The organism is uncultured Paraglaciecola sp. (assembly GCF_963977085.1).
GTDB lineage: Bacteria > Pseudomonadota > Gammaproteobacteria > Enterobacterales > Alteromonadaceae > Paraglaciecola.
In genome coordinates this window covers 95,859-107,654 of record NZ_CAXBNC010000010.1, presented here as the reverse complement: position 1 = coordinate 107,654, position 11,796 = coordinate 95,859, and the positions used below count along the sequence as shown (strand labels likewise).

Sequence of the window (11,796 nt, the reverse complement as noted above, 5' to 3'; positions counted from 1 at the left end):
ACCGAACTCCATTATGCTACCTCTGATAATTGTGCTTCAGATGTATTACTGTATTTTGGAAAGCTCTCTAGCCACTGTAAAAGGTCAGCCTTAAGGTAGATGATCTTTCTACCCATTTTGATAAATGGAGGCGCTCCTCTTCCACATAACTTTCCTGTAGAGCGTGAATTGCGCAGTGTGTTTGCGGAAACTGTTAGTAGTTCAGCCGCTTCTTGATTTGTACAATTGAGTTTTTCTATTCTCATTTTTCTTTCCTATTAGTTTGAAAGTTCAAGAGCCCACTGCCCTTGATAGGCTGGAGAGTAATAGATGAGAAAACGTTTTATTAGAGGCCTAGGTTTACAAAACCTAAGCCCCTATTGGTTTGAATTTGTGCTGTTTATATAAGTACAACAAGCGTGTTAGATACTTTTATATGTATATATATCAGTTAGTTAACTAGAGGGCTTGGTTTCCATCCAAACCCTAGCCTAGGTTCTAAATTTCACAGGAGGGAAGGCGTTATAATTTTTGCGGTAAATTTTTGGCAATAGCTTGTTGGTAGATGTTTGTTTGTAAACTTTGAGTTTTAGCGCCTCCCTGTTTCCTCCAATTAACAAGCGTACAGATGCGTTCTTTTGCCTTTGTATCTACACTACTATGAAACTCATTCAGCCAATTTTGTATATATTCTTTAGGATGTGAAATATCTAGGTCTGAAAATCGTTGCCATGCCTCTATGGCTATTCCAAGTTCAAGTGAGTGCTCAGGGTGATTTTTATCTATTACACTAGGTATACCTTCTAGTTCATTGGGTTTGCCAAAGAATGGAGTGCTAAGATTATTTTGCTTAAACCATCTTTTGACGGAATCTGTATAGACTAAACTTCCTTCCGTTGGCTTTATTATCAATGCTTTCTGTTTTATTTGTTGATCTAACTTTTCAGCATCAAGTGATTTATATTCTTCAGGCACAACACATTGAATGTCTTCATTTTTTACTGCTTCTAACAAGAGTTTTTTTAATTCTTGATATAGCTCATCTTGAACCCCTTTGTTATAGATACCTAATGAACTACTTCCTTCTATGGGAGCTAATGGATGGATATTAGATTCTTGGTTGAGGTAATCTTCAATCTGGCAACCATCAGCTTTCATAGGGTAATACCAACATTGACTGGAGCTGCCAGAATGCTCATAAGTAAACACTTCTTCACCATGAATATTATTAACACTAGGTTCAATTTTTAAATATCTGGGATCTATGCCGAGTGTTAAAGCCGCCATGATGTAAATCGAATGCGCTCTTTTTAGCTTAAGAAGCTCAATGTAGTCAGGGTATTTGTTTTCAGTCATTGGTGTGAAGCATCATATTAAAAGCTTTCGTTAAAGCATATTGTTTGTGTTCAGGGGCAAGGTGACCATAGTGTTTTTCAACCATTTTAGTATCAGCGTGCCCCATGAGTTTTGCTACTGTTAGGAGGTCTGTACCGCTCATAATAAGCCAACTTGCAAAGTTGTGTCTAAGATTATATAGGTCAAAGTCTTCAGGCAACCCTGCTAATGGTCGTATGTGCTTTTTCCAAGGGTCAGAAATAAAACGTTTTGTGCGTTCAGTTCCGTTGCTGCTTGGAAAAACTAAACCATTTTGAGTATTTGCACTCTGTTTTTTCCATTTCTGCAAGGTTTGAGTAGCTTCAGGAGTTAAAGGAAAAGTCTGAGGTTCACTGTTTTTATGCTTATTCTTCTCAAGTGCTTTTCTAATGGTTGGAGAAGGTGAATTTAGATTAAGCTCTTCCCATTTTAAAGTACGAATGTCACTAGGCCGAAATCCTGTGTAAAACATAACTAAAATGGCTGGTTTTACAAAATCTACATACTCTAAATCAGACAAACTTTGTAGTTGAGATTTTCCATGAGAACGACTATTGCTGCGCTCTAATCGTCTTTTATCTTGATAAAGGTCTAACGCATTTATTAAGCTAAAAATTTGTTCTTTACTTAAGTATTTACGATCATTTACCTTTTTTACACCTTGTTCAGGGCGATGATATTTATCTAAGTTAATACTTTGGAGTGGTGAGTCTGTGATGTGCTGTTTTTTTACAGCATCATTAATTAAGGTCTTAAAAGCCCCGTAAGCCCTTTGTATCGTAGAATCTCTTAAGTTCTTAGCAATCATATCCATATGCCATTTATGAATATGCTTGGCATTGATTTGAAGAAAAGTTAGTTTCATGAGTTCTGCACAGTGTCGCTTAAAATAAGCCGCAGTTTCATTGCCAGACTTTTTGCCTTTTAGAACATTGGAATAAGTAGAGTCGAAGTAAGCTTGAATTGTGTCTTTAGAGGCAAATTTTTTCTCTTTTCTCTGGCTTAAAGGATCTTTGCCCTGAGCAAGACCGATAAGGTGTTGTCTTGCTGCTTCTCTTGCTGCATCTAAAGTAACACTTGGATACAAGCCAATTTTAATAGAGTGTTTATTACCTGAATCATTTCGATAGGATACATTCCAACTAAAACTTTTCGAGTTTCGCTTAAGAAAGAGACCGATAACTTTGTTATCCCACAATCTTAGGCTCGTATCATTGGCAACCCATTGAGCAAGGACTCTCTTATTCATAAAGTATAATCTTAAATACTAGAACTAATTCCCATATCTTACCAGACACCATATAGACACCAAACAAAAAATACAAAAAGTTATCATGAGTTATTTCAAAAGACGTCTCAACAAGGTTGAAACATATATATATCAATGGATTTACTATCATACCTGATAATCCAAGATAACTAGAGAGATCATTGTGAACTCAAATTTTTTACCTTGACATGGTGGGGGTCGGTGGTTCGAGTCCACTCGGTTGTACCAATTTTCTCTTTTTAAATCAAATTTTTACATCATACTTTTGTGACCGTTTCGGTGGTTATCATTGAGTAATCGCAATGTGTGACCATTTTGTGACCAAAACAAGGTTTAACGATATTTTAGACATAGTTTTAGTGAGCCCCACCTAAGCTGGCACTCATACAGTTATTTCAACCATTAAAAGATCAATAAAGTATCATTATAGATGTCTCATTCGGCCAAAAAGCTGACCCAACTGATGCACAATTAAATATGACAGCTAAAAATAAGCGAATAACGAAATTTTATTTTTTCATTTAATTAATATCAGGCGAAAGCCGCTGTAAAAATGTTTGAAGTTCGTAAGATGTAAATTTTTCAGTGATACCATTTGCAAGGTTTCTTGCTTGTGCGGGAGTTACACCTAATGCCTGAACAATTGTTTTAATCGGTGCATTTCTCAAATCCAATGTTTTGTGAATTTCGATCATTAAGTCTGAACATTCTTTATCAAGCAAATCTTGCTCAGGTGATTCTGATACCTCATTGAAAATGTTGTCGTAGTTCAAGGTCATTAGAAATATTTATAAATTAGTTGGTAACGATAACGTCTTACCTTACAACAAACCCTACTCTATTTCACTCCTATCCGTATTCGTAATAATTGACAGCTCATGTTTGGATAAAAAAAAGCGCACTATTTCCAAAATAGTACGCTTTAGATTTCAGCTTGTTAATGGTGGTATGTATTTAAAATTTGGCCGAAACGCCAATTTGGAATCGTCTACCTGAATACTGTACTTTAGTCACACGTTCGCGAACGTCTGCAAATTCAAGAATGTTTTCATCGGTTAAATTAATCACTTCAGCATTCACTGTGAAATGGTCATCAATATCCCAGGAAGTACTAAAGTCAAATTGACCATAATCATCCGCATGATTAGGTAATCCACCACCTACTTCACTTTGACGTTGGATCAGGAAGGATTCGCGCCAGTTATAGGCTAAACGTGCTTGGAATCCATCTTTATCGTAGAACGCAATGATGTTGTAGGCATTGGGCGAAAAGCCCTCTACTCCACTGCCAGGAGACACTACTCCTTCCTGTTCAAACACATCTGCATCACTATCAGAACTATCGGTATAGGTGTAATTAGCTTGCACACCGAATCCATCCAACCAACCGGGTAAGTAATCAAAATAATAAAGAGCTGCTAACTCCACCCCATTCAATTTAACCCCGCTACGATTACTCTTTTGGGTAACAGTTTCTCTCACGTCCCAATCATCAGTACCGTCAAAATCCCTATCTACATCAAAGCCAGAGTCCTGAACAAAGGTTTGGGTGGAAATCCAGCTACTAAAGTCTTTTGTAAAAAGGTTAAGGCTATAGCTATTACCGTTGTCTTGATAATACTCAAACGCCAGATCAAATTGGGTGGCCAGGTAAGGTTCTAAAAAAGGATTTCCCTGATTTCGGCTGTATTCCGTTAATCGAACACCAGAAACTGACATATTCACACCTATATCTTCCAGTGCTGCGCGAGTCATAACTTTTGCAGCAGACCCTTTAATATAAAATCCGTTAGCAAAATCCAAGTTGATATTAGCGCTGGGTAAAAACTCGCTTGAAGATGTTTCTGCATCGGTATAAACCGGATCAGATGTGGTCACTATAATTTTTTCACCGTCATCTCTCCCTACCTCATCCATGCGGATATCAAGTACCTGTATGGCATAACCTTCTGATTTATTTTGGGAGTCCACATACCGCACACCCACATTACCTTTCCAGCTGAAGCTATCATACTCACCTTCAAGGTTTAGCTGGGTATATAAGGCCAAGATTTCCTCAGTATTTTCCACCGATGCATTGGCCACTAATTCATTGGTACCCCAGGCATTATCTTGGGTGATGCTTCGCATGGCGGCGGTATAATCTGCCAAATTATTGATATTTATGAAGTTTCGTGGAAAATCACCACTGACATCAGATAAAAAGTTGCCGTCAGAATTAATCGAAAATAAGCTGTCATCCATATCGATCAGCGCACCACAGGTATTAACGGCCGCAGAACCGCACTGGGAATTGTCTGAGTTATATTGATCTAAAGATTTCTTACGATCTGTGTATGACACCCCCATATCAACGCTATGCATCATGCCAGAGTTTAATTCGTAACTGGCGTTGAACTTGGCTTCCATGACTTTATCTTCGAGTTCATCACGAGAAAGACGATTCCAGTGGGCTTTAACACCTGCAGGATCATCCCACTTAATACTAGAATCAATATTAATAACATCCACTCCACGGCTATCAAAAGCAATGTAATCTGAGTCAATTAATCCCGACGCATTAATAATATTCGGCACATATTGCTCTAAGCGAGGTTCAGACTCTGCTTTTGAATAAGAGACATCAGCTTCATAAGTCCAATCGCCACTGTAAGCGAAGAGGTTATAACCCACAGCATAAGTTTTAGAGGCTTCGGCTCGCGTTTGAAACAAACCATCTAATGGGTCAGCATTTTTTCGAGCTGCTAAAATAGTACTATTTTCTGAAACAACGACATCTTCAAAACCATCTCTATGCAAAGGTGCCTGCATACCATTACTAAAAGCATCCCTATCAAAGTCAGTATAAAAAACGTCTAGTGTATGGGTTAAATCTTCAGTGGGCGCATATTGAAGGGTGACATTAGCACTGGTTCTGCTGCGATCTTCGCTATCCGACATATACTGTGCACGCCCCGGATACCATAACGTACCAGAGGTGACTGCATTGCCGCTTTCATTAACAATAGGGCCAGGTGCCCTTTGTACATCATCTGCTTGTACGTTGTCCCAAAACGCAGTTTCATGGGCATCAATCCGGTTTTCAGTTTTGATATGTGAAAATCCAATCAGAAAACCCACAGAATTGTCTTGGTAGGTATTACTATAAATACCCGATACCTTAGGAGTAAATTTTTCAGCGAGATCGTTATATTTGAAATTCAATGAACCAGCAATGTGTTCACCTGGGCTGGTAAGTGGTCGTGCGGTATTGACTGTAACATAAGAACCAATTCCGCCCTCTGCAATATTAGCCCTTGATGCTTTGATTACATCAGCTCCAGAAATAAGTTCCGACGGTAAAACTTGAAAATCAAACTCTCTGCCACGTTCAGATGTGGCCAAAGTGCGATTATTTAATTTTACCGCATTAAATTTAGGCCCTAAACCACGTACCGTTATTGCAGTGCCTTCACCGTTAGTCCGTGAAATCATGACTCCGCTGATACGCTGCAAAGATTCGGCAACATTTTGATCGGGAAATTTACCGATATCTTCGGCTACAATACTATCTTGAATAGAGGCCGAGTCTTTCTTTAACTCCATCGATTCTTTTAAACTGCTACGGATACCTCTAACCTGGATAACTTCAACATTACTTATATCATCACTAGCCTGTTGTTCTTGTGCTTCTTGTGCTTCTTGTGCAATAGCAAAATTTGAACCCAATGCCGTTGAAACAGCCAAGCTAATAGCTAACATTTCAAACTTGTTTCTAATTTTCATATGTGTCCCACTGGTTTTGATTTTAGATTTTGAGTAATGCCACCCGCGATTATTCCGTGGCACGAGCAGTTACTTTATTGAACAAACCAGTTAAAAACTAACAAGATCTCAGCAACAAACATCATTTAACAATCATTTAACGAAATAAAGCTGTTAATAAAATGTTGCGCCTTATGGCGTGTAAGGAAAAATACAAACACAAAAACACAGAATAAAACATCAACTTAAAAACATCATAAGCAATTGTTTTGCAAAGAGTTTAAAAACAAAAACAAGAAGTAAAAGTCAAATATAAAAATCTAAAACAACATCAAAGTGACATTAGATAACAAATAAACAACAATTTGAATAGATAACCCAAAGTCTAAAAATAACAATTCTAAGCTCTATTTTTGACATTCAACCTATATTTATAGGGTGTGGTATTAAATTGCTTTTTGAATTGCGCAATAAAGTGTGACGGACTCGAAAAATTTAGCTCATAACTAATACTGGTTATCGAGCGATCTGTTTGGCTCATCAGCCTCGCCGCACTATAAAGTTTGTGTTGCAGACTGTATTTAGAGAAATTACAACGGAAAATAGATTTAAACATTCGCGAAAAATGGGAAGGCGAGATATGACACAATTTAGCCGCATCGATTAAGGTCAACTCAACCGATTTATTTTGACGAAATAGGTCAATAACCGGCGACAATTTTTCGTATCCGACACTGGAGGTAATAGTCATAGTATTAGGCGATTTCACAGCTTCCGAATGCTCAGCGATCCATAGGATCAACAGGCGTAATAACATTAAAGCTTCACCGCTCAAGGGATTGGATTGATAACATCCATGCAACCATTTCACCATCTGTTGCACTATTTCGATATCTTTTTGTTGCAGCCGCAAATGTTGGCTTTGCTGCAGTACTGAACTGACTTTTTGCATTTCCGGTTCATTAAATAATTCAGGTAAAAATTGAATGATATACCAGGATTTTGGTCGTTCGCTTAATTCAAAATTGTGTGTTTCCAAGGCAGGAGTAAAGACAATATCATTGTCTAACAATGTTGATTCCCCTCGATTGTAATAATAACAACCATCTATTTGTTCAAAAATAATAAATTCATGTACTTCGTGGAAGTGTAAAAAGCACGAATAAGGATCATCTTCCTGATATTGAACATGATGGATTTCAAACTGATACCCCTCTTCGATACAAAAAGGTTCGCAATATACTTGAACTTTAGCCATGACCACACACCACATATATCTAACATTAAACATACAATTATCACGTACTATCTACAATAAAAAGCATATTCTTAATATTTTATGGAAGTTTATTAACAGTTCTAGCTTTAGAATAGTGGTCAAATTAACATTGCGTTAATAGGGCTCAAAAAAATTGATGATGAAATATTCAATTTTTGAGTCCGAAAAATTGCCGAAATAAGTTCGTTTTCAAACAATAAAATGACTTAAAAAGAATACACAGCCTAATTGAATATTTACAAATAACTATAACCTGGGTGTACTAAATGAAATTGGAACAACTCGATATTACTGTTTTTATTGCCTACGTGATTGGCCTCTTATGCATAGCATTATGGATCTCACGCAATAATCACAAAGGGGATCGCAATACTGAAGATTATTTTCTCGCTAGCAAATCTTTACCTTGGTGGGCGATAGGCGCTTCGCTTATCGCTGCTAATATTTCCGCAGAACAAATTATTGGTATGTCTGGCTCTGGCTATGCCATAGGTTTAGCTATAGCGTCTTATGAATGGATGGCGGCCATTACACTTATTTTAGTGGGCAAATATTTACTGCCAATATTCTTGAAAAACAAAATATTTACTATGCCTCAATACCTTGAGCAACGCTTTGATAGTCGCGTAAAAACCACCCTTGCTTTATTTTGGTTAGTGGTATTTATTTTTGTTAATTTAACCTCTGTATTGTGGTTAGGCGGTTTAGCCATTCAATCAGTAGCCGGCGTAGATTGGATGTTTGGTATGATTTTTCTTGCCGTCCTCTCGGTTGCCTATTCCCTTTATGGTGGCTTAAAGGCAGTAGCGTATACAGATATCATTCAAGTGGTTCTGTTGGTTTTTGGTGGTTTGTTGTTAAGTTATCTCGCCTTAGAAAGCATTGCTGATGGCGCTGGTTTTGTCGCCGGGTTTCACACCCTTACAGAAAAAGCGCCAGACCATTTTAATATGATATTAAGCAGTGACAATGCTAACTACATGAGTTTACCGGGTATTTCAGTGCTGATTGGTGGCTTATGGGTGATGAATATCGGCTATTGGGGTTTTAACCAATATATTATTCAACGGGCATTAGCGGCTAAAAATATTCAAGAGGCGCAAAAAGGCATTGTTTTTGCGGCTTTTTTAAAACTATTAATGCCCATTATCGTGGTATTACCTGGTATTGCCGCGCTTATTTTATATCCCAATTTAACCTCTCCAGATCAAGCCTACCCTTCTATGATGGGACTCATGCCCACAGGCATTAAAGGCTTAGTATTCGCGGCTCTGGTAGCGGCTATTGTTTCCTCTCTTGCGTCCATGACTAATAGTATTTCTACCATTTTCACTATGGATATTTATAAAAACCTTCAGCCTAGTAAGAGCCAACGTCATTACGTGCATATAGGCCGCATTGCCACTCTTATTTCACTCGGTATAGCGCTGCTAACCGCTGAACCATTGTTGGGTAAATTTGACCAAGCCTTTCAATATATTCAAGAATTCACTGGATTATTTTCGCCTGGTATTACCGCAATATTCCTAATGGGGATGTTTTGGAAACGCACCACTTCTAGTGGCGCCCTTTCAGCTGCAATTGGTTCAGCGGTATTTTCAGTGGCCTTTAAATTTTTATGGCCTGAATTACCCTTTATGGACAGGATCGGTTTAGTCTTTTTACTGTGTATTGCGTTATCTGTTCTGGTATCGCTACAGGGGAAGAAAACTCAATTGAATACCTCAATAAGTCTAGATGAAATTACCTTTGAAACCGAACGCAGTTTTAATATTTCGGCGATTTGTGTGGTGATAATTTTAGTCTTACTTTATACCATTTGGTGGTAGTAAAACTTGTCCCTAAGTTGGGCTTTCTAAATTAGTTAGAATGCCCAACTTATTATGTACCAGCAGCATAATAATTCGTTACTACTATTCCTCAGCCATTTATCACTGCACAATTCTCAAAGGTTTAGAATCACTATTATTAACATTAAATAATTGTCAGGCGTTTAATTTATTGGCCCTTTTTTACAGAATTTCCCTTACTGTCATTAATCATATTTATGACATATAAAAGCATTGAGCCTTAAATATAACCCTTTAAATATCAAGTTAACGATATTTTTAACACTAAAATTGACAGTTCTTAAATTTGATACATGTTCAAATAACTAATCTTTTGGCCTAATTAGAATGAATATTATGATCACATCCAAGGCAGTTATTTCCGATGGAAACGGGCATTACCAAGTTAGCCGCATTGAAGTAGGCGAATGCGGCGAAGACGAAGTATTGGTAAAAATTGTTGCTGCAGGCATTTGTCACACAGATTGGGACTCCATCCAAAACTGGAACAAACACTTTATCGTTGGTCACGAAGGCGCAGGGCGCGTCCAGGCAGTAGGCAGCAAGGTTACTAAAGTGGCCGTAGGTGACAAAGTTATTTTAAATTGGGCCATTCCTTGTGGTGAATGTTTTCAATGCCGAGAAGGAAATGTGCACATCTGCGAGACCAACTCGCCGGTATGTGGCTGTGGGTTAGCCGGTCATGCCCAGATTGAATCCTCTACTCATAATGCTCAGCCAATAGAGCGCTCTTTCCATTTAGGCTCCATGAGTGAATATGCCATGGTCAAACAGGCGGCGGTAGTGAAATTAAATCATGACATCCCTTTTGCCGCCGCTTCCATTATTGGTTGTGGCGTGATGACCGGTTGGGGTTCGGTGGTCAATGCTGCCAATGTTAAAGCCGGATCATCGGTTTGTGTAATAGGTTGTGGTGGTGTGGGTCTCAATGCCATACAAGGCGCTAAAAATTCGGGCGCTGCGAAGATTATTGCCATCGATATTGCTGAAAACCGCCTGACTCAAGCCAAAGAATTTGGAGCCACCCACGGAATTATCGCCACCAAGGAAGACATTGATTTTATCCAAGTACGTGAACAAGTCAGAGCGTTAACCCATGGTCGCGGTGCCGACTATGCATTTGAATGTACGGCTATTCCGGCATTAGGCTCAGCTCCTCTGGCATTAATCAGAAGTGCCGGAACAGCAGTGCAAGTTAGCGGCATTGAACAACGCATCGATTTTGATTGCGAATTGTTTGAATGGGACAAAATCTATATTAATCCGCTATATGGCATGTGTAATCCAGAACGTGACTTCCCACGTGTTCTCGATTTATACCAACAAGGTAAATTGAAACTAGAAGAGCTGGTAAGTAAAACCTATCACCTCGAAGATATCCACCAAGGTTTTGATGACTTGTTAAACGGCCGTATCGCCAAAGGTGTAGTGATCCTCGACGACAGCGAGTGTTAAACCATGACTGTTAAAAGAACCGAACGTTCAAATCCAGAATATGCCCGTGACAATACCTTAACTCTAACGTTGCATTCTAGCCACTTAGATAGACGCCAGGATGTCAGCATTTACAACCCATATAGCCAGAGCAAAAACTTGCCAGTGGTGATCTTACTACATGGCGTATATGGCAATAACTGGGTGTGGATGGACTTAGGAGGCGCTCACCTAGTTTACGAACAACTGCGCCAGCAAGGGTTATCTGAATTTGTTTTAGTAATGCCATCCGATGGGGGTATATGGGAAGGTTCGGCCTACCTGCCCTTGCAGCAAGGCAATTTTGAACAATGGATTATGGATGATGTGATCACAGCCGTAACGGATAACGTGGATGCCGTCAGTACGGCCAGCAATTGGTATATCACAGGTTTGTCCATGGGCGGTTACGGCGCGTTGCGACTTGGTGCTAAATTTGCCGAACAATTCAAGGGCATTGCAGCTCATTCAGCCATCACCAAAATTAGTGATATGGCACTATTTACCGACACGCCTTTAAGTCATTACCAGACGCAAGATGAGCATGAAACCGACATACTTTATTGGTGTAAAAAGCACAGAGAACAGCTACCACCTATACGTTTAGACTGTGGCAAACAAGACCAACTATTAGTCAGTAATCAAGCACTGGACAAAGCGTTAAACGAGGCAAACATTGCCCATCACTATCAAGAATTACAAGGTAGTCACGAGTGGCCCTATTGGCATGAAAATTTACGAACCACATTAACGTTTTTTAACAATATTGAGAAACACAAAATATAGAGCGTATTTTTGATATTTTTACCACTAAAACTGTAATTATT

General features: G+C 38.7%; 9 protein-coding genes. 3 read left to right on the top strand and 6 right to left on the bottom strand.

Annotated features, from left to right (window positions below):
- Positions 1–11 precede the first annotated feature (11 nt).
- The 6 genes from AAC000_RS13315 to AAC000_RS13290 all read right to left on the bottom strand — a co-directional run bounded on the left by AAC000_RS13315 (position 12) and on the right by AAC000_RS13290 (position 7,625).
- Positions 12–245, bottom strand: a complete 234-nt coding sequence (locus AAC000_RS13315) for a helix-turn-helix domain-containing protein (protein ID WP_339723281.1) — start codon at positions 243–245, stop codon at positions 12–14.
- A gap of 256 nt (positions 246–501) precedes the next feature.
- The gene (locus AAC000_RS13310) at positions 502–1,335 is read right to left on the bottom strand and encodes a hypothetical protein (RefSeq protein WP_339723280.1); all 834 of its coding nucleotides are present in this window, start codon (positions 1,333–1,335) and stop codon (positions 502–504) included.
- Positions 1,328–2,602 carry a site-specific integrase gene (locus tag AAC000_RS13305; RefSeq protein ID WP_339723279.1) on the bottom strand — a complete coding sequence of 425 codons (1,275 nt, stop codon included), beginning with the start codon at positions 2,600–2,602 and terminating at the stop codon, positions 1,328–1,330. Before AAC000_RS13305 ends, AAC000_RS13310 begins: the two co-directional genes overlap by 8 nt.
- A gap of 542 nt (positions 2,603–3,144) precedes the next feature.
- The gene (locus tag AAC000_RS13300; RefSeq protein WP_339723278.1) at positions 3,145–3,402 is read right to left on the bottom strand and encodes a hypothetical protein; all 258 of its coding nucleotides are present in this window, start codon (positions 3,400–3,402) and stop codon (positions 3,145–3,147) included.
- 175 nt (positions 3,403–3,577) lie between these two features.
- A complete protein-coding gene (locus AAC000_RS13295) occupies positions 3,578–6,388 on the bottom strand; it encodes a TonB-dependent receptor (protein WP_339723277.1) in 2,811 nt (936 codons plus the stop codon).
- Between the two features lie 379 nt (positions 6,389–6,767).
- A complete protein-coding gene (locus AAC000_RS13290; protein WP_339723276.1) occupies positions 6,768–7,625 on the bottom strand; it encodes an AraC family transcriptional regulator in 858 nt (285 codons plus the stop codon).
- Positions 7,626–7,912: 287 nt separating this feature from the next.
- On the opposite strand from AAC000_RS13290, the gene AAC000_RS13285 reads away from it, so the two are divergent.
- The 3 genes from AAC000_RS13285 (at position 7,913) to AAC000_RS13275 (ending at position 11,755) form a co-directional block, all read left to right on the top strand.
- Positions 7,913–9,475 (top strand): sodium/sugar symporter, encoded by a 1,563-nt coding sequence (locus AAC000_RS13285; protein WP_339723275.1) that lies wholly within the window; start codon positions 7,913–7,915, stop codon positions 9,473–9,475.
- A gap of 357 nt (positions 9,476–9,832) precedes the next feature.
- The gene (locus AAC000_RS13280; protein ID WP_339723274.1) at positions 9,833–10,951 is read left to right on the top strand and encodes a Zn-dependent alcohol dehydrogenase; all 1,119 of its coding nucleotides are present in this window, start codon (positions 9,833–9,835) and stop codon (positions 10,949–10,951) included.
- 3 nt (positions 10,952–10,954) lie between these two features.
- On the top strand, positions 10,955–11,755 hold the full coding sequence (locus AAC000_RS13275; protein WP_339723273.1) for an alpha/beta hydrolase-fold protein: 801 nt from the start codon (positions 10,955–10,957) through the stop codon (positions 11,753–11,755).
- Positions 11,756–11,796: the final 41 nt, after the last annotated feature.